Genomic DNA, 21,932 nt, shown 5'->3' with positions numbered 1-21,932 from the left:
CGGAGGGCGCGTGTCAGGCGTGGAAGGGCAGACCGGCGTCGGCCGCGAGCTCCAGGTCGTCGCCCTCGGGCGGCGGCAGGAGGGTGGCGGTGCCGTCGGAGACCGGGACGACGCCCAGGTCCAGGAGCTCTGCCATGGCGGCGCTGCCCGCCATGTCGCGGACCTGGAGCTGGTAGCGGGCGGTGGTGCGGTAGGAGCCGCCGCCCTCGTCACCGGTGCGCTGGAGGAAGCCGGAGTCGGTGAGGAAGGCGACGGCCTTGCCGATGATGCCGGTGGTGGAGCCGGCGAGCCGGCGGGCGTCCTTGGTGGCTCCGGTGGCGCTGCGCCGGGCGTAGATGCGCCAGGCGGCCTCCAGGCCGGGGGCGTCGCTGGCCGGGTCGGTGTTCTCGCCCTGTTCCTCGGCGCGCTCCTCCAGGCGGCGGCAGGCCTGGCGTACGAAGGCGTCGACGCCGTTGACGGTGAGGCGGCCGATGTAGCCGTCGTCGGCGAGGTCCTCGGGGCGGGGGAAGGCCATGGCGGCGACGGCGAGGTGGGCCAGGCCGTGCAGGAAGCGGTCGCCCGAGTCGGTGGAGGCGCGGCGGGCGTAGTCGCCCATGCGGACGGCGAAGACGGAGTCCTCGGCGGCGGTGACGGCCATGCCGGCGCGGGGGGACACCTCCAGCACGATGAGGCCGAGGCCGGTGGCCACGGCGTCGGCGACCCGCGCGAAGGCGGGCTCCTCGCGGTAGCGGCGGAGCAGGTCGGCGTACTCGGCGTCCCGGGCGGGGAGCAGCTTGGGCTGGAGCCCGAAGGAGACCAGGCGGGCGGCGTCGGCGGCGTCGGCCGGTGTGACGGCGGAGCCGCCGGTGGGCGTGCCGGGCTGGGCCGCCTCGGGGGCGTCCGGCTCGCTCCACGCGTCGGTGTGCTCGGCGTGGTGGTCGCTCACGGCTGGGGCTCCTCGGTACGGGTGGATCGTGGTCGGGACGGGGACGGGGACGGAGGCCGGAACCGGAACCGGGGCCGGGGCCGGGCCGCGGACCGGGCCAGGGACAGGGTCCGGGGCCGGGACGTGCGGCGGGGTGCGGCGCTCCCGGCCGCGGCCGGGCTCGGCGTCCACCGCCCCGCCGGGCGGTGGACGGGGGCGGTGGCGGGGCCGGTCACGCGGTGTCCTTGCGGTCGGCGGCCATGCCCACCGCGTCGAGCAGCGCGGTGCCGACTATCAGGTCGGCGCCGCCGAACTCCGGGTCGTCCAGCTCGGTGCCGTCGTCGACGGCGAACAGCAGGCGTTCCTCGCCCTGCCGGTAGGCGGTGCCGACCGGGGGGCTGGCCGCGTGTACGGCCAGCAGGGCGACCAGGTAGGGCAGTTCGGGGTCGCGGCGGCGGGCTTCGGCGAGAAGTCCGGAGAGCCTGCGCGGCGCGTCGTGCTCCAGGTCGAGCAGTTCCATGGCGGTGGCAAGCTGCGCCTCGCTGAAGCGGCTGTCGTCGGGGGTGGCGATGAGGTCGGGCTCGGGCATCTCGGCGCCCAGGTGCTCCCGCTCCACGGGGGGCGTCAGCAGCAGCTCGACCAGGTCGCCCATCCGTACGGCGCCGGGGGCGCGCAGACCTGTGCCGTGGGCGAAGTACGCGTCGGTGACCTTGGTGGCCCGCTCCACCGGCAGGGGGAGGAGGGGGGCGACGAGCTGACCGTAGAGGTCGAGTCCGGCGCGGGCGGTGGGCTGGGTGAAGGCCTGTCGGTCCTGTTCGGCGCGGAACAGCGGCCCGGCCTCCAGGAGCCGGGACTGGAGCTGGGTGTGGCGGCGGATGCAGTCCTTGACGATGTCGACGAGCTCGGCGGCGCGCCGCTTGTGCTCCTGGTCCTCGGCCTCGTCGCGCGCCTTGCGGATGTTGGTGAGGATGGCGTTCTCGTGGCGGTACCGGTCGGCGACGTGGTCGAGCGCCTCGTCGATCATGTCGGGTACGGCGCTGAGCCAGTCGACGGCCCGGACGTTGCGCCGGGTGGCCTCCAGGGTCTTGCGGAGGGTCTCCGCGTACTGCACGGTGCGGTACCGCGCCTGTTCGGCGGCGAGCTGGGCGTCGGCGAGCCTGCCGCGGCTGATCAGCACCTCCAGCTTGACCTCCGCGGCGATCTGCGCGCTGGTGACGTCGGTGTCGAGGGCGCCGACGAGGACGTTGACCGCCTCGTCGGTGGTGCGGAGGTAGACGCTGCCCCCGTACCCGGGGACCTCCTCGATGAGCTTGAAGTCGTAGTCGCGGCGTACGTAGACGCCGTCGGCGCCGAAGGTGCCGTACACGGCGCGGAAGCCCCGGTCGACGCTGCCGACGTTGATCAGGTTCTCCAGGACCCAGCGGGCGACGCGCTCGTGCTCGGCGGCGGGCCGCCGCGGGGCCTGGGCGGCGACCCTGGGCAGCAGCCGGGCGACGATCTGCTCGTGGTCGGCGCCGGTGTCGAAGTCCATGTTGAGCGTGACGAGGTCGATCGCGGCGAGGGCGACCTCGGCCATGGCGTACGTCGAGTACTCCCCCGCCAGGTTCGCCTTGCGCGCGTCCAGGTCGTGCAGGGGCGCGGTGCACGCGAGCGCGCGCAGCCGCCGCGCGAGCCCTTCGTCGGCGGCCGGGCCCTGCGCGGGCCGCGGCCCCGCGCTGAGCTGGGGCGGAACCGATTCCGTCGAGGCAGGCGAAGTCACGCTGCACAGATTAGGTCCTCGCACCGACAACGGTCGAAACGGCGCAGACGGCCCGCGCGGGCCCGTGGGCCGGCCGGTGTGCGCGGCGGCCGTCAGCCGGCGCCGGGCGGCGGGTCCGCCGCGACCACATCGGAATAGACCCGGACCAACTGCTCACGGGAATCGTCGAGGTAGTCCATGAGCAGCCGTTCGGCACGGGTCGGCTCCCCCGCCTGAAGAGCGTCCAGTATCTCCCGGTTTCGCATGAGATACGGCTCATGGAGCGCCCGGGGATCGGCCACCGAGTGGAAGGCGAGCCGGAGTTCGGCGAGCACCCCGCGCATCAGCTCGTCCGTGCGGTCGCTGCCCGCGAGGGCGACCAGCTCCCGGTGGAAGTGGATGTTGGCGGTGGACACGCCCTTCCAGTCGCCGTCCCGGGCGTCGCGCTCACCCCCGGTCACCGCGAGGACCAGGCCGTCGAGGGCGTACGGGGGCTCACCCAGGTCGTGCAGGACGGCGCATTCGACGAGCCGCCGGGTGCGGTAGATGTCGACGACGTCCTCGACGGCGAGGACGCGCACGAAGACCCCCCGGTTCAGCTCGTGGACGAGCAGCCGCTCGTGCGTGAGCAGCCGGAACGCCTCGCGCAGGGTGTTGCGCGACACCCCGAGCGCGCCCCCGATGCTCTCCTCCGACAGGCGGGTGCCGGGCGGGAAGAACCCCTCGGCGATCCGGGTGCGCAGGATGTCCGCGACCCGTTCCGCGGTGCTCGTACGGCCGAGGAGCACGCGGTCGTCCGCGAGCCCGCCGCTCCCTGAGCCCGTCGTCCCCACAGCGCCCTCTTCTCATCCGTCTCATCCGACTCGCACGACTTGTTCGTCTTTGTGCGTCCCGTCCGCCTCACCCGTCGGCGGCGCGTGCCCCCCTCATCGTAGAAGGAAGGGCGAGGTGCGAGAACGAGGGGACGAACCTCTTGTCGGATCGTTCAACGATCCCTACCTTGGGGACACCGCACCGCTCCCGCTCGACCCCGTACCGCTCCGGCACGCCTCCCCCAGCTACGAGGTGCAGATGAGTACGCCCCGGACGACTCCGACGACTCCGACGACTCCGACGACCCCGACGACCCCGACGACCAAGGGCGAACAGCCCGACGACGACGGCGCGTTCGCCTGGCTGCGCGCCCTCGGGCCGCGCGGCCGCCGCGCCTTCGGCGGCGCGTTCGGTGGCTACGCCCTGGACTCCTACGACTTCTTCACGCTGCCGCTGAGCATGGTGGCGATCTCCGCCTACTTCGGTCTGAGCAGCGGCCGGACCGGCCTGCTCACCACCGTCACGCTGGTCGTGTCGGCAGTCGGCGGCGTCCTCGCCGGGATCCTCGCCGACCGGATCGGCCGGGTGCGGGCGCTGATGATCACGGTGATCACCTACGCGCTGTTCACCGTCCTGTGCGGCTTCGCGCCCAACTACGAGACGCTGCTCGTCTTCCGCGCCCTCCAGGGCGTCGGATTCGGCGGCGAGTGGGCGGTCGGGGCGATCCTGGTGGCCGAGTACGCCTCCGCCAAGCACCGCGGCCGGACCCTCGGCGGCGTCCAGAGCGCCTGGGCGGCGGGCTGGGCCCTCGCGGTCGTCGTCTACACGCTGGTCTTCCACTTCGCCGACCCGGACACCGCCTGGCGCGTGATGTTCTGGACGGGCGCCCTGCCCGCCCTGCTGGTGATCTGGGTGCGCCGGAACGTCGAGGACGCGCCGGACGCCGCCGCGGTACGCGCGTCGAGCGCCGAGCGCGGCTCCTTCACGGCCGTCTTCCGGCCGGGTCTGCTGCGGACGACGGTGTGCGCGACGCTGCTCTCCACCGGCGTCCAGGGCGGCTACTACACGCTGGCCACCTGGGTACCGACGTACCTCAAGAGCGACCGCGGGCTGACCGTCGTCGGTACGGGCGGCTACCTGGCGTTCCTGATATCCGGCGCGTTCCTCGGGTACCTGACGGGTGGTTACCTCACCGACCGGCTGGGGCGGAAGCGCAACATCGTCGTCTTCGCGTTCCTCTCGGCGGTGTGCATCCTCGCCTACACGAACATCCCCTCCGGGGCGAACGGTCTCGTCCTCGTCCTGGGCTTCCCCCTCGGCTTCTGCATGTCGGCCATCTTCAGCGGCTTCGGCTCGTTCCTCGCCGAGCTCTACCCGACGGCGGTGCGCGGCACGGGCCAGGGCTTCACGTACAACACCGGACGGGCGGTCGGCGCGTTCTTCCCCACCCTGGTCGGCTTCCTCGCCGAGAGCTGGGGCGTGGGAGGAGCGCTGGTCTTCGGCGCGGTCGGGTACGGCATCGCCGTGCTCGCCCTGCTCGGCCTGCCCGAGACGCGCGGGCGCGAGCTCGTCTGACACACGGGGACGGAGTCACCACCATGACCTGGGCATCGATCGACCTCAACGCCGACCTCGGGGAGGGCTTCGGCCGCTGGCGGCTGACCGACGACGAACAGCTCCTGTCGGTCGTCACCAGCGCCAACGTGGCCTGCGGCTTCCACGCCGGAGACGCGGCCACCATGCGGCGCGTCTGCGCGCTGGCCGCCGAGCGCGGGGTGCGGATCGGCGCCCAGGTCTCCTACCGCGACCTGGCCGGCTTCGGACGGCGCTCCATGGACGTGCCGTACGACGAGCTGGCCGCCGAAGTGGCCTACCAGATCGGCGCCTTGCAGGTGTTCGCCCGGGCGGCCGGTGCGCGGGTGTCGTACGTGAAACCGCACGGGGCGCTGTACAACCGCGTCGTCCACGACGAGGGCCAGGCGCAGGCGGTGGTCGACGGCGTGCTGCTGACCGGCGAGCGGCTCCCGCTCCTGGGCCTGCCCGGCTCACGCGTGCACGAGGTGGCGGAGAAGGCCGGACTGCCGGTCGTCGCCGAGGCGTTCGCCGACCGCGCCTACACCGCGGCCGGCACCCTGGTGCCGCGGACCGAGGACGGCGCCGTCGTCACCGACCCGGCGGCCGTCGTGGAACGGTCGGTGTCCATGGCCCGGTTCGGTGTGGTCACCTCCCGGTGCGGACGCCCGGTACCGGTTCGCGCCCGGTCGCTGTGCCTGCACGGCGACACTCCGGGGGCGGTGGGCCTGGCCCGCCGGGTCCGGGCCGAGCTGGAGTCCTCGGGCGTGCGCGTGGAGGCCTTCGTATGAGGACCCTCCCGGTCGGCGAGCGGGCCCTGCTGGTCGAGCTCGACAGCGGCGAGGAGGCCGAGGCCTTCCACGCCGAGCTGCTGCACCGCCGGGCGGCCGGCGCGCTCCCCGCCGTGACGGAGATCGTCCCGGCGGCGCGGACGGTGCTGCTGGACGGGGTGGCGGATCCCGGGCGGCTCGCCGCCCTGGTCGCCGGCTGGGAGACCGGCCCGACGCACGCGCGCGTGGAACCGGTCGTCGAGATACCTGTCCGGTACGACGGGCCCGACCTGGCGGACGTGGCGGCCCTGTGGGGTGTGCCGCCCGGCGAGGCGGCCCGGATCCACGCGGCGGCCGAGTTCCGGGTGGCGTTCTGCGGGTTCGCCCCGGGGTTCGGGTACCTCACGGGGCTGCCGGCGGTGTACGAGGTGCCCAGGCGGGCCACCCCGCGCACCGCCGTCCCGGCCGGCTCGGTGGCGTTGGCCGGCCCGTACACGGGGGTGTACCCGCGCGCGTCGCCCGGCGGCTGGCAGCTCATCGGGACGACCGACACCGTGCTGTGGGACCCGGCCCGGGAGCCCGCGGCGCTGCTGTCGCCGGGCACCCGGGTCCGCTTCGTGCCGCGGGACGTGGGGGGCCGATGACCGACCGGGCCTTCGCCGTCGTACGGGCCGGGGCGCTGACCACCGTGCAGGACCTGGGGCGTCCCGGCCACGCCCACCTGGGCGTTCCGCATTCGGGTGCCCTCGATCCGTACGCGAGCGGCCTCGTCAACCGGCTGGTCGGCAACCCGGCGGACGCGGCCGTGCTGGAGACCACCGTCGACGGCTGCGCGGTGCGGCCCCGCTGTGCCGTGACCGTCGCGGTGGGCGGGGCGCCATGCCCCGTCACGGTCGACGGGCGCCCGGCCGGCTGGGGCACCGCCGTGCGCGTCCCGGCGGGCGCCGTCCTGGAGGTGGGCACGGCGGTGCGCGGCCTGCGCTGCTACGTGGCGTTCGCCGGGGGCGTCGCCCCCGACCCGGTGCTCGGCAGCCGGTCCACGGACCTGCTCTCGGGGCTCGGCCCGGCCCCGCTGCGCGACGGTGCCGTGCTGCCGCTGGGCCCGGCCCCGTCGTCCGCGCCCGGGGCTCCGCCCGCGCCGGCGCCCGGCGTCGTGCCCTGGCCGGGGCCGCCCCGGGAACTGGTGCTGGGCGTCCGGCTCGGCCCGCGCGACGACTGGTTCACCCGGCGGGCGCTCAGCACCTTCGCCACGCACGCGTACCGGGTGTCGCCCGCGAGCAACCGCATCGGGCTGCGCACCGAAGGACCGCCCCTGGAGCGTGCGGTGGCGGGTGAGCTGCCGAGCGAGGGCATGGTCCTGGGCGCCGTCCAGGTGCCCCCGGACGGGCGCCCGGTGGTGTTCCTCGCGGACCATCCCACGACGGGCGGCTACCCGGTGGTGGCCGTCGTCCGGGAGCGGGACCTGGCGGCGGCCGCCCAGGCCGTGCCTGGGACGCCCGTCCGGTTCGTGCCCACCGGCCCGTGACCGGCGGCCCCCGGGGACCGGGCCGGGCCCGGGGAACCGGACCGGGGTCACGGGGTGGCGGCCGGCGGATCCGGGGTCACGGGGTGGCGGCCGGCGGATCCGGGGTCACGGGGTGGCGGCCGGCGGATCCGGGGTCACGGGGTGGCGGCCGGCGGGTCCGGCGGGCCGGCCGGGGGGGCCGTACCCGCCGCCCCCGGGGGTGGCGACGACCAGGACGTCCCCCGGCTCGACGTCCACCACGTCCACCCCCGCCAGCCGGCGTCCGGTGCCGTCCGCCCGCTCCACCGCGTTCTCGCCGAGCGCGCCCGGAGCGCCGCCCGCCATCCCGTACGGGGGGACCCTCCGGTGCCCGGTCAGGAGCGCCACCGTCATGGGCTCCAGGAACCGGATGCGCCGGACCACGCCGTCACCGCCCCGCCGGCGGCCTCGGCCCCCGCTGCCCTCCCGCACCCCGAAGGCCTCCACCCGGACCGGGTAGCGCCACTCCAGGACCTCGGGGTCGGTGAGCCGCGAGTTGGTCATGTGGGTCTGGACGGCGTCCGCGCCGTCGAAGCCGTCCCCGGCGCCCGAACCGCTCGCCACCGTCTCGTAGTACTGCACCCGGTCGTTGCCGAAGGTCACGTTGTTCATGGTCCCCGAGCCCTCGGCCTGGACCCCCAGCGCGGCGTAGAGGGCGCCGGTCACCGCCTGCGAGGTCTCGACGTTGCCCGCGACCGTCGCCGCCGGGTGGACGGGGGCGAGCATCGAGCCGGCCGGCACCCGCACGTCCAGCGGCTCCAGGCAGCCGCTGTTGAGGGGGATGTCGTCGTCGACGAGCGTGCGGAACACGTACAGCACGGCCGCCATGACCACGGCCGTCGGCGCGTTGGTGTTCCCCGGCTGCTGCGGTGACGTGCCGCTGAAGTCCAGGACGGCAGCGCGGTGCTCGCGGTCGACGCGGACGGCCACCTGGATGACCGCCCCGCCGTCCGTCTCGTAGCGGTAGGAGCCGTTCTCGAGGGTGGCGACGATCCGGCGCACCGACTCCTCGGCGTTGTGCCGTACGTGCCGCATGTAGGCGTGGACGACGTCCAGGCCGAACTGCTCCACCATGCGGTCCAGTTCCTCGATGCCCTTCTCGTTGGCGGCGATCTGGGCCCGCAGGTCGGCGAGGTTGGTGTCCGGGTCCCGGGAGGGGTACGGGGCGTCGGTGAGCAGCCTCCTCGTCTCGGCCTCGCGCAGCTTCCCGTCCCGTACCAGGAGCCAGTTGTCGAAGAGGACGCCCTCCTCGTGGATGCTGCGGCTGAAGGCCGGCATGGAGCCGGGCGTGATCCCGCCGATCTCGGCGTGGTGCCCGCGGGAGGCGACGAGGAAGCGGAGTCCGCCGGACGGTCCGAAGACGGGCGTCACGACCGTCACGTCGGGCAGGTGCGTGCCCCCGTGGTACGGGTCGTTGATGGCGTACACGTCTCCGGGGCGCATGGTCCCCCGGTTGCGGCGCAACACCTCCTTGATGGACTCCCCCATGGAGCCGAGGTGGACGGGGATGTGGGGCGCGTTCGCGATCAGGTTGCCGTCCGCGTCGAACAGGGCGCAGGAGAAGTCGAGCCGTTCCTTGATGTTGACCGAGTGGGCGGTGTTCTCCAGCCGCACGCCCATCTGTTCGGCGATCGCCATGAAGAGGTTGTTGAACACCTCCAGGAGGACCGGGTCGACCTCGGTGCCGACGGCGCTGCGGCGCGGCCGGGGGCGGGCCCGGGTCAGCAACAGGTGGCCGGTGTCCGCCGCGACGGCCCGCCATCCGTCGTCCACGACCGTCGTGGCGTCGGCCTCGGCGACGAGGGCCGGTCCCGGCACGCCGTCGCCCGGGCGGAGGTCCTCCCTCCGGTACAGCGGGGTGTCCGTGCGCTTGCCGCCGGTGAACATCGCCACCGTCGCACGCGGCCGTGGCGCGCCCCGGGCGGGCCGTTCCGGCGTGGCCGGGCCGTGGGCGCCGGCCCGGCCCACCGCCTCGACCGACACGGCCTCCACCACCAGGGGCTTGTCCATGGTGAAGCCGTACCGCGCCCGGTGCGCCGCCGTGAACGCCTCCGCCATGGCCTCGGCCGGGCCGAACGGTACGGCCAGGCCGGCGTCCGTTCCGGCGTAACGGAGCAGTACGCGCGCGTGGGTGCTGATCGCGCCGCCGGGCAGCCCGTCGGCCCGCAGTTCCTCGGCGGTGCGCGCGGCGAGCCGGTCGCAGAGGTCCCGCACGCGCGCGTGCACGGCGTCGCCGTCCAGTTCCGCCTCGACGGACCGTTCGCGCATCGCGGTGGCGTCGGCGAGCCCGATGCCGTACGCGGAGAGGACGCCGGCCAGGGGCGGCACCAGGACGGTGTCGACCCCGAGGGCATCGGCGACCGCGCACGCGTGCTGGCCGCCGGCGCCGCCGAAGCTGGTCAGGGCGTAGCGGGTGATGTCGTGGCCGCGCTGCACGGAGATCTTCTTGACGGCGTTCGCCATGTTGAGGACGGCGATCTCCAGGAACCCGGCCGCCACTTCCTCCGGGGTGGGGGCGGTTCCGGTGTGCCGCCGCACCTCCTCCGCGAGGGCGGTGAAGCGGTCGCGGACGACGTCCGGGTCGAGCGGCTGGTCGCCCCGGGGGCCGAAGACGGCCGGGAAGTGGTCCGGCTGGACGCGGCCGAGCATCACGTTGGCGTCGGTCACGGTCAGCGGTCCGCCGCGCCGGTAGCAGGCGGGCCCCGGGTCCGCCCCGGCGGAGTCGGGGCCCACGCGGTAGCGCTGCCCGTCGAAGTGGAGGACCGAGCCGCCACCCGCCGCGACGGTGTGGATGTTCATCATCGGGGCCCGCATCCGCACCCCCGCCACCTGGGTGCCCAGCTCCCGTTCGAACGCGCCCGCGTAGTGCGACACGTCGGTGGACGTGCCGCCCATGTCGAAGCCGATCACCCGCCCGTACCCCGCCTGCTCCGACGTGCGGGCCATGCCGACGACCCCGCCCGCCGGGCCGGACAGCACGGCGTCCTTGCCGCGGAAGTGGGCGGCCTCGCGCAGCCCGCCGTTGGACTGCATGAACATCAGTCTGACGCCGGCGAGTTCGCCCGCGACCTCGTCGACGTACCGCCGCAGGATCGGGGAGAGGTACGCGTCGACGACCGTGGTGTCGCCGCGCGGCACCAGTTTGATCAGCGGACTGACCTCGTGCGAACAGCTGACCTGGGTGAATCCGGCCTCGCGGGCCGCCTCGGCGACGCGCAGCTCGTGCTCGGGGTGGCGGTAGCCGTGCATGAGGACGATCGCGGCGCTGCGGAAGCCGTCACCGTGGGCGGCTGCCAGCCGGCCGGTGACGGCGGGCAGGTCGAGCGGCCGGACGACGGTTCCGCGGGCGTCGACGCGTTCGGGAACCTCGACGACCCGGTCGTACACCGCCTCGGGCAACAGGATGCGCCGGTCGAAGATCCGGGGCCGGTTCTGGTAGGCGATGCGCAGCGCGTCACGGAAGCCCTCGGTGACGACCAGCACGGTCGGCTCCCCGCGCCGCTCCAGGAGGGCGTTGGTGGCGACGGTGGTGCCCATCTTCACCGAGGCGATCCGGTCGGCCGGTACGGGCTCGTCCGGAGCGAGCCCCAGGAGGAGCCGGATGCCGGCGACGGCGGCGTCCCGGTACCGGGCGGGGTCGTGGGAGAGCAGCTTGCGGGTGACCAGGCGACCGTCGGGCCGCCGGGCGACGACGTCGGTGAAGGTGCCGCCCCGGTCGATCCAGAACTCCCAGCGCCCTGCCATCCCCCCATTTTCTCTCGGACGGCTCGGTCCGCCTCCTGGGCGCCCCCCTCTTTTGAAGGCTCGGTTCGCCTCCGGGGCGCCTTCAGTCGGCGCCGACGGTCGATCGTGCTCGGTTCCTCGTTCCTCGGAACCTCCGCGCGTTCTCCCTTTCGGCACCGCCGGCGCCCCTTCGGCTCACTCGCCCCGCCGGCGGCCCTTCGGCTCGCTCGCCCGGCCGGCGCGCCGGGCGAGCGGCCGGGCGGGTCAGACCTTGGGGAGGTCGGGGCCGATGCGGCTGCGGACGGCGTCCTGGACCTCGTCCTCCTCGGCGGGATCGGCGGCGAGCCGGCGCAGCCGTTCGGCCACGCGTACGTCACCGGTCTCGGCGTGCAGGGCGGCGATCTCCCTCGTCGTCTCCTCGCAGTCCCACAGGCACTCGACGGCGAAGCCGGTCGCGAAGGAGGGGTCCGTGGCGGCCAGGGCGCGTGCGGTGCGCCCGCGTAGCTGGGAGGAGGCGGTCTCGCGGTAGATGTGGCGCAGTACGGGCGCGGCGCAGGCGACGCCCAGCCTGCCCGTGCCGTCGACGAGCGCGTAGAGCGAGGGGGCGTCGGGGCCGTCGGCCCGTACCGCCTCGCGCAGCGCCCCGAGGACGAGCGTGGCGTCCCGGGCGTCGCCCCGGCAGGCGAGCACCCCGGCCGCGGAGGCGCCGAGCGGGTCGGGCCGGTGCACCCAGCCCCGGGCCCGGTCGACGGCCGCGTCGCCGCACATGCGCTCGAACGCCGCGACGGCGGCTTCGGCGACGGTACGGGAGTCACTGGCGGCCGCGGCCTCGATGAGGTCGAGCACGGCGGGGTCCCGCGCTTCGGCGAGGTAGTGCAGGGCGGCGCAGCGGGCGCCGTCCTGGCCGGCGCGGGCCGCTTCGAGGATCAGCGGCCGGTCGCCGGGGCCGGCGACGGCGGTCAGGCAGCGGGCGGCGGGCACATGGAGCACGGAGCCGCGCTCCAGGCCCTCCTGGGCCCACTCGAAGACCGCCTGGACGCTCCAGCCGGGCCGGGGCCCCGTGGGGCGCATCTGGCGCTGCCAGCGGTCGAAGGAGCCCTGTTCCCGGGCGGCCCGGACGCGGGCGCCGACCGCTTCTCGGGGGTCCTCGGCCCACAGCCGCCACGGGCGCGGCTCGAAGGCGTCGCGCACGGCGGTGGCGAGCTCGGCGTCGCCCTCGGGGGTGGCCGGGAACCTGGCGAGGATCGGGCCGGCGAGACCGCGCAGCCCGGCGTCGTCGTCGCGCAGGGCCAGCTCGTCGAGCGCCCAGGACCAGTTGGCCCCGGTCGCCGCGTACCGGCGCAGCAGTACCAGGGCGTCCCCGCGGCCGTACGCGGCGAGGTGGCCCAGGACGGCCAGCGGGAGCCCGGTGCGGGCCTCCTCGGTGTCGAGGTGGTCCTCGGCACCGAACAGGTGGGCCTCGATCTCGTCGAGCCCGCCGTGCAGATCCAGGTAGAGCCGTGCGTAGTAGAGGGAGCGGTTCTCGACCTGCCAGTCCTTGCGCGGGTCGTGGAGAACACAGTGGTTGAGGGCCGCGAGGGCTTCCGCCCGTGGCGCGGCCAACGCGTGCAGCGTGCCGTCGCCGCGACCCCTCTGCAGCAGGCCGAGCAGCGTACCGCTCGGCGCTATGACTGGATCGAACATGGAAAATGCCTCACATCAAGCTGTCGACGCACCCGGAGGACACCGGGGATCCCGGGGTGACCGGGGAACGGTGATGACCTAGGCCGCGCAGCAACATGTGGAGCCGCCCGTCGTCTTCCGCTTGGTGTTGACCATCTTCCTCTGCCTCTCGTCGGTGGCCCCGTACGGGCCCGACGTCATGATGACCCAGCCATTTCGCCACCGCGACCACATTTACGGCACCGCTCTCACCTGGCGTTCAGCACCCGTTCACCGGGAGCCGAACAGCTCCAGGAGGTGTGCCTTCCCAAACATCCTGGCGGTATCCACGGCGGACGGAGTTCCTGCTTCCGGATCGGCGCCCGCGGCGAGGAGGGCACGGACGATGGTGTCCTCGCCCTTGAAGACGGCGCCGGCGATCGGCGTCTGGCCCCGGTCGTTGACTCGGTCGGGGTCGGCGCCGCGCTCCAGCAGGGCGGCCACCGCGGCCTCGTGGCCGTGGTAGGCCGCGAGCATGACCAGGGAGTCGCCCTTGTCGTTGGTGAGGTTCGCGGGCACGCCCGCGTCGACGTAGGCGGCGAGCGCCTCGGCGTCGCCCTGCCGTGCCAGATCGAAGACCTTGGACGCCAGCTCGATCACCTCGGGGTCCGGGGTTTCACTCATCGGACGTACCGCCTCTCACCTCGTTGACGCGTCATGCCGCCATGGACGCGTGCGGCTACGACAGCCGCGTTGACCTGCATGGACCCGGTCGGACCGGTACGCACGGCGGGAGCGCCGTACGAGTGAACCGACAGGGTACTGCCCGGGCGCGGACATGACCCGGTCCGGCATTGGCAAGGGATGAGCAGCGGAGCGAAGGGGTCACGACCCGGGCATTCCGTCCGCCAGTCAAGTGAAAAGCACATAATTTCACCCATTTGCACCTTTTATCACATAGATACTTTCTGTGAGGCTGGAAGAACTGAAGGTGACTGTCCCCTCACCCAGGAGATCCCCTCATGATCCTGTCCATCTCAGGCGTGGTACTGCTCGGCATCATCGTCTTCCTCTTCTTCAAGAAGGACGGGCTCAAGGCCTCCCACGCCCTGGTCTGCGCGCTCTTCGGCTTCTACCTCGCGGGCACCGCGATCGCACCCAGCATCACGGCGGGCGGCGCGAGCCTGGCCAGCCTGCTGGGCGGGATCAAGTTCTGACGCCCCGCGGCCCCTTCCACGACCCCAGGACCAGGAGTACGACGTGGCACGGCGCCCCCTTCCGCGCATCCCGCACCTCCCGAGCCTCCCGAGCATGCCGAGCGGCGCCACCGCCCGGATCGCCCGCGGCCGGGAGATCGCCCGAACGGCCGCCGACAGCGCCACGGACGTCCTCCATCCACTGATCACGATCAGTCGTGGTCTGCGGAAGCTGGTGGGGGCCGGTCGCGCCAAGTGGGCCGCGACGCCCAGGGAACGGCGCGGTCCCGCGCTGTTCGTGGTCGCGGCCTGCGTCATGGCCGTCGCGCTCGTCCCGTACGGGCCGCTGCTGGCCCTCGTCTCGGTCATGGGCGCGGCGGCGTGGCAGGGGCGCGAGCGCCCGGTCGTCAGGACGGGCCCCGACGAGGCCGAGACGGAACGGCTCCGGGCGCTGTACGAGGCCCTGGTGCCGTACTTCTCCGTCCCCGAGGACCCAAGCCCGCTGTTCGCCCACGGCGGCGACTGGTCGAAGGCCTTCGGCGACGCCGAGTTCGACGGTGACGGGCGGCCCACCCGGCTGCGGATCACCTACCCCGCCTACTTCACGGACGGCGAGGCCGAGTCCCGCGCGCGGATCGAGCAACTGCTGTTCGCCAAGTCCGGCCGGGGCCGGGAGTACCTCTTCGACTGGGACGAAGAGGGCAACCAGCTCCTCATGCGGGTGCTCCCCGCGCTCTCCACGACGGTGGCCGCCCAGCGCTTCGTCACCGTCCCGGGCGAGACCGTGCTCGGGTTCACCGACCCCGACGCCGTCCAGCGGACCGTGCCCGTGCTGGACGGTGACGAGACCCGGGACGCGCCGCCCGTGGTGTGGCGCACGGGTCCCCGCTCCACCGAGCCGCACCTGCTGGCCGTCGGGCAGCCGGGCAGCGGCACCACCACCCTGCTGCGGTCCGTCGCGCTCCAGGCGCTCCAGCACGGCGACGTGCTCGTCGTCGAGGGCGCCGGAACCGGCGAGTACGCCTGCCTCGTCGGGCGCGAGGGCGTCCTGGCCGTCGAGTGCGGACTGTCCGGCGCGCTGGCCAGCCTGGAATGGGCGGCGCACGAGACGGAGCGGCGGCTGATCGCGGCCAACCGGGCGCGCCAGGCCGGTCACCCGGCGCCCGAGGACACCAGACGGCCGCTGTGGATCCTGCTGGACCGGCCGAGCGTGCTCGGCCACCTGGCGGCCGCGGACGGCCGGACGGACCCCCAGTCGCTGCTCCAGGTCCCCCTGCGGCACGGCCGGGCGGCCCATGTGACGGTGGTCGTGGCGGAGCAGTTCGACTGCCTGGACACGCTCGGCGAACCCGTCTGGGCCCACACCCGTGCCCGGGTCGTGCTCGGACCCGCCTCCGCCGAGCAGGTGCGCTGCGTCCTGGACGCCACTCCGCACACCACGCCGACCCCGCACGTGCCGCCGGGGCGGGGCTACGCCCGGCTCGGTACGGGACCGGTTCTCCGGCTCCAGGTCCCCGCGACGCCGGACCCGTACGACGACGCCACGACGGAGACGCACCGGCAGGCCGTCCTGGACCTCCTCCCGCCGCGCCAGCCCGCCCCGGCACCGGCCGCGCCCCCCATGCCGGCCGGCCCCCCGAAGGCGGCTCCCCGGATGGCGGACCCCGCCGAGGCCGACCCCCCGGAGGCCGAGCCACGGGCCGCCGCGCCGGCCACCGACGAGCCACCGCTCCAGCCCGTACCGCAGGACGTCCAGCCGGTGCCGCGGGCCGTCCAGCCCGTACCCCAGGCGCTCCAGTCCGTACCGCCGGTCCTCACCGACGCCCTCCACGCCGCGCCCGGAGCCGCCCCGCCGGCACCGCAGGCGCCCGGGCCCCTCCCCCAGGCCCCCCAGCCCGCGCCGCCCCAGGCCTCCCCGCCCCTCACCGCGGCCCCGGCCACGCCGCCGGCGGCCGGACCGCCCGCCGTACCGGACCCGCTGCCCGGCGGCCCGCGGACCGCCCCCACCGGCGGCTGACCCGGCACCGGGGCCCACACCCAGCACCCCCGCACCCACGGCCCGGCCGGCGGGGGCGCCGGTCCCGTCGAGCGCCGCGCCCCTCCGGCCGTCCCACCCCGCTCAGGCCACGAACGTCCTCGGCGAGTCGCCCGAACCGGCGCTCGCGCCCGCCCTCACCAGCCGGGCCGCCGCCGCGAGGCGTACCGCCGCCTCGTCCGCGACCGGACCGGCGACGGTGAACGGGAGCCGGACGTACCCCTCGAAGGCGCCGTCCACGCCGAAGCGGGGACCGGAGGGCACCCGTACGCCCACCCGCTCGCCCACCTCGGCCAGCCGGGAGCCGGACAGCCCACCGGTGCGGACCCAGAGGGTCAGACCCCCGCGCGGCACCTCGAACTCCCAGTCGGGCAGCTCCCGGCGTACGGCGGCGACCAGCGCGTCGCGGTTCTCCCGCGCCTGGGCGCGGCGCAGGGCGACCGCCTCCTCCCAGCCGCCGGTCCGCATCAGCCAGTTGACGCCGAGCTGCTCCAGTACGGGGGTGCCCAGGTCGGCGTACGCGCGGGCGGCGACCAGCGCGCGGATCACGTCGGGCGCCGCCCGTACCCACCCGATGCGCATGCCCGCCCAGAAGGCCTTGCTGGCCGATCCGACGGTGAGCACCGTGCTCCCGGCCGGGTCGAAGGCGCACACGGGCCGGGGCATGTCGAGCCCCTCCTCCAGGTGCAGCTCCGTCATGGTCTCGTCGACCACGAGCACCGTCCCGGCCGAGCGGGAGGCGTCGACCAGGGCGCGCCGCCGGTCCTCGTCCGCCAGGGCCCCGGTCGGGTTGTGGAAGTCCGCCACCACGTAGGCGAGCCTCGGGGCGGCGTCCCGGAGCACCTGGCGCCACCGGGCCACGTCCCAGCCGTCCAGGCCCTCGGCCATCGCGACCGGCACCAGCCGGGCGCCCGCCTCCCGCATGAGCTGGAGGATGTTGGCGTAGGAGGGTGACTCGACGGCGATGCGCTCGCCGCGCCCGGCGAACAGGTGGCAGATGGCGTCGATCGCCCCCATGGCGCCGGTCGTCACCATGATCTGCTCAGGCATCGTCGGGATGCCCCGCTCGGTGTACCGGTCGGCGAGCATCTGCCGCAGCGCGGGCAGGCCGGCCGGGTAGTCGCCATGGGTGTGGGCGTAGGGCGGCAGCTCCTCCAGGGCGCCCTGGAAGCCGCGGGTCAGCCACGGCTCGGGGGCGGGCAGCGAGGCGCAGCCCAGGTCGATCATGGAACCGAGCGACTCCGGCGGGAGCGGTTCCAGGCCCCGGGCGGGCAGCGGGTTCCCGGCGGGCACCGCCGTCCAGCTCCCGGCCCCGCGACGGGACTCCAGGAACCCCTCGGCGCGCAGTGCCTCGTACGCGGCGGCGACCGTCGTACGGCTCACGGACAGGGCGAGGGCCAGTTCCCGCTCGGCGGGGAGCCGGGCGGCGACCGGGACGCGCCCCTCCAGCACCAGCAGGCGGATGCCGTCGGCGAGTGCCCGGTAGGCGGGGGGCTTGCGGGTGCCGGGGCCGGCCGGCCGCGGCTGCTGCGCGTTGAGCTGCCGGGCGAGCTGGGCCGGGCCCACCGCCGAAGTCCACTCAGCCATGGAATTCAGTCCACCTTCCTCGAATTGGACCTGGTTGGCCTCCAAAGCCCTGCCACAGGGTGGCATGAGTCAGTCCACCACCATCACATCGGGGGGCACAACCCATGTCGACGACATCCGGCTCACCGGATCCCGGCCCCACGCCCGCACACCTCACCCGCCGGCTGTTCCAGCTCTACGCCGGCCTCACCCTGTACGGGGTCAGTTCGGCCCTGCTGGTCCGCAGCGGCCTCGGCCTGGAGCCGTGGAACGTCCTGCACCAGGGGCTCGCCGAACGCACCGGCCTGACGATGGGCGCCGTGCTGACCGTCGTCGGCGCCCTGGTCCTCCTCCTGTGGATCCCGCTGCGCCAGAGGCCGGGCCTGGGCACCGTCTCCAACGTGCTGGTCATCGGCGTCGCCATGGACGGGGCCCTGTGGCTGGTCCCGGACGCCCACGGGCCGGTGGCGCAGATCCCGGTGATGACCGCCGGCATCGTCCTCAACGGGGTGGCCACCGGCCTCTACATCGCCGCCCGCTTCGGCCCCGGCCCGCGCGACGGCCTGATGACGGGTCTGCACCGGCTCACCGGCCGTTCCCTCCGGCTGATCCGCACGACGATCGAGGTCACCGTCGTCGTGACCGGGTTCCTGCTCGGCGGCTCCCTCGGGATCGGTACGGTCCTGTACGCCCTGGCCATCGGCCCGCTGGCACAGTTCTTCCTGCGGGTCTTCGCCGTCCCCGGCGGCACGGTGAGCACCGTGGTCGCCTCCGGGGAGCCCCGGCAGGCCATACTGCGGCCGTGACTCGCCTACGCCATCCCTATCTGGACCACCCCTCCACCCCCATACCCTTCGCCCATCGCGGCGGGGCGGCGGACGGACTGGAGAACACGGCGGCGGCCTTCCGGCGCGCCGCAGCGACGGGCTACCGCTACTTCGAGACGGACGTGCACACGACCGCGGACGGCCGGCTGGTGGCGTTCCACGACGCCACCCTGGACCGGGTGACGGACACCCACGGCCGGATCCGGGACCTGCCCTGGAGCGCCGTGCGGCACGCGCGCGTGGCGGGCAAGGAGCCGCTCCCGCTCTTCGAGGAGCTGCTGGAGGAGTTCCCGGACGCCCGCTGGAACGTGGACGTCAAGGCGGAGCCCGCCCTGGAGCCGCTGATCGAGGTGGTGCGCAAGGCGGGCGCCTGGGACCGGGTGTGCGTCGGCTCGTTCGACGAGGGGCGGGTCGCCAGGGCGCTGCGGCTGGCGGGGCCGCGGCTGGCCACCTCGTACGGGGTGCGGGGCGTGCTGGGGCTGCGGCTGCGGTCGTACGGAATCCCGGCGGCGCTGCGGGCGGGTGCCGTCGCGGCCCAGGTGCCGGAGACGCAGAACGGGATCCGGGTGGTGGACCGGCGGTTCGTGCGGGCCGCCCATGAACGGGGTCTCCAGGTACACGTGTGGACCGTGAACGATCCGGTGCGGATGACCGCTCTGCTGGACCTCGGGGTGGATGGCATCATGACCGATCATCTGGAGACGTTGCGCACGGTACTGACAGACCGGGGTGTCTGGGTCCAGGCCTGACCTATGTCTCCCGTCTCGGGGACGAACAAGGGGGGCGGGCATGAGCGACGCCGCGACAAACGACCGGGCCGCCGGTGAGACCGGGCCCTCCGACCGCCGGCGGGAGCAACGCGGCTGGTATTTCTACGACTTCGCGTGCTCCGTCTATTCGACGAGTGTGCTGACGGTCTTCGTCGGCCCCTACCTGACGTCTATCGCCAGGGCGGCGGCGGACGCGGACGGTTTCGTCCACCCGCTCGGCATCCCGGTCCGCGCGGGCTCCGTCTTCCCGTACGCCGTCTCGGTGTCGGTGGTCCTCGCGGTCCTGGTGATGCCGCTGGCGGGTGCGGCGGCCGACCGTACGGGCCGCAAGAAGCCGCTCCTGGCGGCCGCCGCCTACCTGGGGGCGGCCGCCACGGCGGGCCTGTTCTTCCTGGACGGGGACCGCTACCTGCTGGGCGCCTTCCTCCTGATCGTGGCGAACGCCTCACTCGCGGTGTCGATGGTGCTGTACAACGCCTACCTGCCGCAGATCGCCGAGCCCGCCGAGCGCGACGCCGTGTCCTCGCGCGGGTGGGCCTTCGGTTACACGTCGGGCGCCCTGGTGCTCGTCCTGGACCTGGTCCTGTACACGGGCCACGCATCCTTCGGGCTCTCGGAGCCGGAGGCGGTGCGGATCTGCCTGGCCTCGGCCGGCCTGTGGTGGGGCGCCTTCACCCTCGTACCGCTGCGGCGGCTGCGCGACCGGGCCGTGGTGGCCGGCGGGGACGGGGCGGTCGGTTCGGGCTGGCGGCAGTTGCTGTCCACGCTGCGCGACATGCGCCGGCATCCGCTGACGCTCTCCTTCCTCCTCGCGTACCTCGTCTACAACGACGGTGTGCAGACGGTGATTTCACAGGCTTCCGTCTACGGCTCCGAGGAACTGGGGCTGGACCAGACGACGCTGATCACGGCCGTACTGCTGGTACAGGTGCTGGCCGTGGTGGGAGCACTGGGCATGGGGCGGCTGGCGCGCACGTACGGCGCCAAGCGCACGATCCTCGGTTCGCTGGCCGTGTGGACGCTGATCCTGGGGGCCGGTTATTTCCTGCCGTCGGGGGCGCCGGTGTTCTTCTACGTCCTGGCGGCGGCGATCGGGCTGGTGCTGGGCGGCAGCCAGGCGCTGTCGCGTTCGCTCTTCTCCCACCTGGTGCCGCGCGGCAAGGAGGCCGAGTACTTCTCGGCGTACGAGATGAGCGACCGGGGACTCAGCTGGCTGGGGCCACTGGTGTTCGGGCTCGCCTACCAGCTCTCGGGCAGCTACCGGGATGCCATCATCTCGTTGGTGATCTTCTTCGTCCTCGGATTCATCCTCCTCGCGCGGGTACCCGTACGGCAGGCGGTGGCCGCCGCGGGGAACCCCGTGCCGGACCGGATTTAGACGCGGAAGTGAAAGGCCGGTAGTGTACGCCTTTGGCCTGCCAGGCGGACCGTTACTGCGTGCTCTGAAAGCAAAGACGCTGGGTGACATCTGCTGCCAGATGTGACAAACCGGGCACTGGTGGGTACAACAAGGGGCGGCACGACGGGCGACGCATGACCCGCAACGGGAATCTTTACCGCCGACCGGACGTTGACCGGATGACGACGACAGCGACACCTGTCCTGTGGGCGACAAGCCCGGGAGGCACGATTCATGAGTGAGCGAGCTCTTCGCGGCACGCGCCTCGTGGTGACCAGCTACGAGACCGACCGCGGCATCGATCTGGCCCCGCGCCAGGCCGTGGAGTACGCATGCGAGAAGGGGCATCGTTTCGAGATGCCGTTCTCGGTCGAGGCGGAAATTCCGCCGGAGTGGGAGTGCAAGGTCTGCGGAAGCCAGGCACTCCTCGTTGACGGGGACGGCCCCGAGGAGAAGAAGGGCAAGCCGGCGCGTACGCACTGGGACATGCTCATGGAGCGGCGCACCCGCGAGGAGCTCGAGGAGGTGCTGGCCGAAAGGCTGGCGGTCCTGCGCTCCGGCGCCATGAACATCGCCGTGCATCCGCGCGACAGCCGGAAGTCCGCGTAGGCGCACAACAGCAGCGTCCGCGACAGCGGGCGTCATGAGCAACAGCCGCGGGGCGGCGGTACACCTGGTGTACCGCCGCCCCGCGGCGTTCGCGCGTCCGCGTCCCGGGCGCTGCCGCCCGCCCCTAGGACGTGTTGCGAAAGTCCCGTCCGGCCGGCGGCAGCGAACGGCGACACCCGGCGGCGGTCAGCGGGTCAGCGGCGGGCGGGGCCCGTCGTCGCCGTGGGCGCCCGGCTGCCGGGACGCCTCGTCGCGGATGACCTCGCCCTGCACGACCTTGCCGCCGGCGTGGTGCGTACGCGTCTGCTGGAAGGCGTCACCGAGGGAGCCGTAACCGGGCACGGCGACGGCTCGCATCCGCCGCTCCAGGGCCTTCTCCGCGTACCGGCCCGCGATCGTCCGCACGGCCGGAACCAGCAGCAGCAGACCGGCCACGTCCGAGATCAGGCCCGGCAGCATCAGCAGCAGCCCGCCGAGCATCAGGAACCCGTTCCCGGTGCCGGTCCGGTCGGCACCGGCGCCCGGCACGGGCGCGCCGCCCTGTTGCCGCTGGAGCGTTTCGGTCAGCGTACGGAACGCCCGCCGCCCCGCCCGCTTGATCACCGCACCGCCGAGCACGCCCCCGGCGACGAGCAGGAGCAGCACGGTCAGGCCGCCCGCCGCGCCGGCCACCAGGGTCAGCAACCAGATCTCGAGCACCAGCCAGGCGGCGAGGCCGAGCGGGGCCAGGGTGCGGGCGCGTGAGCGCGGCGTACGGGCGGGAGGAGGCGTGGTGCCGGTCGTCATGCCCCCAGTGTGCCGGGGAGCCCGCCGGGACGGCGTAAAG

The 21,932-nt window shown here is 74.1% G+C and carries 18 protein-coding genes; 10 read left to right on the top strand and 8 right to left on the bottom strand.

Annotation, left to right across the window (positions count from 1 at the left end; translation table 11 throughout):
* Positions 1-13 precede the first annotated feature (13 nt).
* The 3 genes from ACF068_RS22440 to ACF068_RS22430 form a co-directional block, all read right to left on the bottom strand.
* Positions 14-925 carry a hypothetical protein gene (locus tag ACF068_RS22440; RefSeq protein ID WP_392276030.1) on the bottom strand — a complete coding sequence of 304 codons (912 nt, stop codon included), beginning with the start codon at positions 923-925 and terminating at the stop codon, positions 14-16.
* Between the two features lie 211 nt (positions 926-1,136).
* Positions 1,137-2,663: a hypothetical protein gene (locus tag ACF068_RS22435; protein WP_392276029.1), complete on the bottom strand. Its 1,527-nt coding sequence runs from the start codon at positions 2,661-2,663 to the stop codon at positions 1,137-1,139.
* Positions 2,664-2,755: 92 nt separating this feature from the next.
* Complete coding sequence (locus tag ACF068_RS22430) at positions 2,756-3,475, bottom strand: GntR family transcriptional regulator (protein ID WP_392276028.1); 720 nt, start codon at positions 3,473-3,475, stop codon at positions 2,756-2,758.
* A 238-nt stretch (positions 3,476-3,713) separates the two neighbouring features.
* On the opposite strand from ACF068_RS22430, the gene ACF068_RS22425 reads away from it, so the two are divergent.
* From ACF068_RS22425 to ACF068_RS22410, 4 genes are read left to right on the top strand one after another with little or no spacing between them, the layout of a single operon-like run.
* Positions 3,714-5,030 carry an MFS transporter gene (locus tag ACF068_RS22425; RefSeq protein WP_392276066.1) on the top strand — a complete coding sequence of 439 codons (1,317 nt, stop codon included), beginning with the start codon at positions 3,714-3,716 and terminating at the stop codon, positions 5,028-5,030.
* 23 nt (positions 5,031-5,053) lie between these two features.
* On the top strand, positions 5,054-5,818 hold the full coding sequence (locus ACF068_RS22420; protein ID WP_392276027.1) for a LamB/YcsF family protein: 765 nt from the start codon (positions 5,054-5,056) through the stop codon (positions 5,816-5,818).
* On the top strand, positions 5,815-6,441 hold the full coding sequence (locus tag ACF068_RS22415; protein WP_392276026.1) for an allophanate hydrolase subunit 1: 627 nt from the start codon (positions 5,815-5,817) through the stop codon (positions 6,439-6,441). The genes ACF068_RS22420 and ACF068_RS22415 overlap by 4 nt, the downstream gene beginning before the upstream one ends.
* Entirely contained in the window at positions 6,438-7,322 is an 885-nt protein-coding gene (locus ACF068_RS22410) for a biotin-dependent carboxyltransferase family protein (protein WP_392276025.1), read from the top strand. The genes ACF068_RS22415 and ACF068_RS22410 overlap by 4 nt, the downstream gene beginning before the upstream one ends.
* A 105-nt stretch (positions 7,323-7,427) precedes the next feature.
* On the opposite strand, the gene ACF068_RS22405 is transcribed toward ACF068_RS22410, so the two are convergent.
* The 3 genes from ACF068_RS22405 to ACF068_RS22395 all read right to left on the bottom strand — a co-directional run bounded on the left by ACF068_RS22405 (position 7,428) and on the right by ACF068_RS22395 (position 13,388).
* Positions 7,428-11,084, bottom strand: a complete 3,657-nt coding sequence (locus tag ACF068_RS22405; RefSeq protein ID WP_392276024.1) for a hydantoinase B/oxoprolinase family protein — start codon at positions 11,082-11,084, stop codon at positions 7,428-7,430.
* Between the two features lie 243 nt (positions 11,085-11,327).
* A complete protein-coding gene (locus tag ACF068_RS22400; RefSeq protein ID WP_392276023.1) occupies positions 11,328-12,746 on the bottom strand; it encodes a HEAT repeat domain-containing protein in 1,419 nt (472 codons plus the stop codon).
* Between the two features lie 249 nt (positions 12,747-12,995).
* Positions 12,996-13,388: an ankyrin repeat domain-containing protein gene (locus tag ACF068_RS22395; RefSeq protein WP_392276022.1), complete on the bottom strand. Its 393-nt coding sequence runs from the start codon at positions 13,386-13,388 to the stop codon at positions 12,996-12,998.
* A gap of 338 nt (positions 13,389-13,726) precedes the next feature.
* Here ACF068_RS22395 and ACF068_RS22390 point away from each other — a divergent pair, with 338 nt between their 5' ends.
* Together ACF068_RS22390 and ACF068_RS22385 are read left to right on the top strand one after the other, a co-directional pair.
* Complete coding sequence (locus ACF068_RS22390) at positions 13,727-13,921, top strand: hypothetical protein (protein ID WP_017949565.1); 195 nt, start codon at positions 13,727-13,729, stop codon at positions 13,919-13,921.
* A 43-nt stretch (positions 13,922-13,964) separates the two neighbouring features.
* The gene (locus ACF068_RS22385; protein WP_392276021.1) at positions 13,965-15,917 is read left to right on the top strand and encodes a hypothetical protein; all 1,953 of its coding nucleotides are present in this window, start codon (positions 13,965-13,967) and stop codon (positions 15,915-15,917) included.
* Positions 15,918-16,019: 102 nt separating this feature from the next.
* On the opposite strand, the gene ACF068_RS22380 is transcribed toward ACF068_RS22385, so the two are convergent.
* Complete coding sequence (locus ACF068_RS22380; protein WP_392276020.1) at positions 16,020-17,522, bottom strand: PLP-dependent aminotransferase family protein; 1,503 nt, start codon at positions 17,520-17,522, stop codon at positions 16,020-16,022.
* A 104-nt stretch (positions 17,523-17,626) separates the two neighbouring features.
* On the opposite strand from ACF068_RS22380, the gene ACF068_RS22375 reads away from it, so the two are divergent.
* From ACF068_RS22375 to ACF068_RS22360, 4 genes are all read left to right on the top strand, one after another.
* Positions 17,627-18,307, top strand: coding sequence for a YitT family protein (locus ACF068_RS22375; RefSeq protein WP_392276019.1), 681 nt, complete (start codon positions 17,627-17,629; stop codon positions 18,305-18,307).
* Positions 18,304-19,077, top strand: coding sequence for a glycerophosphodiester phosphodiesterase family protein (locus tag ACF068_RS22370; RefSeq protein ID WP_392276018.1), 774 nt, complete (start codon positions 18,304-18,306; stop codon positions 19,075-19,077). The genes ACF068_RS22375 and ACF068_RS22370 overlap by 4 nt, the downstream gene beginning before the upstream one ends.
* A gap of 40 nt (positions 19,078-19,117) precedes the next feature.
* The gene (locus ACF068_RS22365) at positions 19,118-20,476 is read left to right on the top strand and encodes an MFS transporter (protein WP_392276017.1); all 1,359 of its coding nucleotides are present in this window, start codon (positions 19,118-19,120) and stop codon (positions 20,474-20,476) included.
* 255 nt (positions 20,477-20,731) lie between these two features.
* Complete coding sequence (locus tag ACF068_RS22360) at positions 20,732-21,106, top strand: RNA polymerase-binding protein RbpA (protein ID WP_026278069.1); 375 nt, start codon at positions 20,732-20,734, stop codon at positions 21,104-21,106.
* 186 nt (positions 21,107-21,292) lie between these two features.
* Here ACF068_RS22360 and fxsA read toward each other — a convergent pair whose 3' ends face one another.
* Positions 21,293-21,892 carry an FxsA family membrane protein gene (fxsA, locus tag ACF068_RS22355; protein WP_392276016.1) on the bottom strand — a complete coding sequence of 200 codons (600 nt, stop codon included), beginning with the start codon at positions 21,890-21,892 and terminating at the stop codon, positions 21,293-21,295.
* Between the last annotated feature and the right edge of the window lie 40 nt (positions 21,893-21,932).

The organism is Streptomyces sp. NPDC016309, assembly GCF_043077235.1.
Lineage (GTDB): Bacteria > Actinomycetota > Actinomycetes > Streptomycetales > Streptomycetaceae > Streptomyces.
Note: the sequence above shows the minus strand (reverse complement) of the source record. Positions and strands in the feature narration are given on the sequence as shown.

Excerpts from the sequence above, each read along its gene's own strand:
- ACF068_RS22425 (WP_392276066.1), top strand. The coding sequence starts at position 3,714 with ATGAGTACGCCCCGGACGACTCCGACGACTCCGACGACTCCGACGACC.
- ACF068_RS22420 (WP_392276027.1), top strand. The coding sequence starts at position 5,054 with ATGACCTGGGCATCGATCGACCTCAACGCCGACCTCGGGGAGGGCTTC.
- ACF068_RS22400 (WP_392276023.1), bottom strand. The coding sequence starts at position 12,746 with ATGTTCGATCCAGTCATAGCGCCGAGCGGTACGCTGCTCGGCCTGCTG.
- ACF068_RS22380 (WP_392276020.1), bottom strand. The coding sequence starts at position 17,522 with ATGGCTGAGTGGACTTCGGCGGTGGGCCCGGCCCAGCTCGCCCGGCAG.
- ACF068_RS22410 (WP_392276025.1), top strand. The coding sequence starts at position 6,438 with ATGACCGACCGGGCCTTCGCCGTCGTACGGGCCGGGGCGCTGACCACC.
- ACF068_RS22375 (WP_392276019.1), top strand. The coding sequence starts at position 17,627 with ATGTCGACGACATCCGGCTCACCGGATCCCGGCCCCACGCCCGCACAC.
- fxsA (WP_392276016.1), bottom strand. The coding sequence starts at position 21,892 with ATGACGACCGGCACCACGCCTCCTCCCGCCCGTACGCCGCGCTCACGC.
- ACF068_RS22365 (WP_392276017.1), top strand. The coding sequence starts at position 19,118 with ATGAGCGACGCCGCGACAAACGACCGGGCCGCCGGTGAGACCGGGCCC.
- ACF068_RS22395 (WP_392276022.1), bottom strand. The coding sequence starts at position 13,388 with ATGAGTGAAACCCCGGACCCCGAGGTGATCGAGCTGGCGTCCAAGGTC.
- ACF068_RS22390 (WP_017949565.1), top strand. The coding sequence starts at position 13,727 with ATGATCCTGTCCATCTCAGGCGTGGTACTGCTCGGCATCATCGTCTTC.
- ACF068_RS22415 (WP_392276026.1), top strand. The coding sequence starts at position 5,815 with ATGAGGACCCTCCCGGTCGGCGAGCGGGCCCTGCTGGTCGAGCTCGAC.
- ACF068_RS22405 (WP_392276024.1), bottom strand. The coding sequence starts at position 11,084 with ATGGCAGGGCGCTGGGAGTTCTGGATCGACCGGGGCGGCACCTTCACC.
- ACF068_RS22360 (WP_026278069.1), top strand. The coding sequence starts at position 20,732 with ATGAGTGAGCGAGCTCTTCGCGGCACGCGCCTCGTGGTGACCAGCTAC.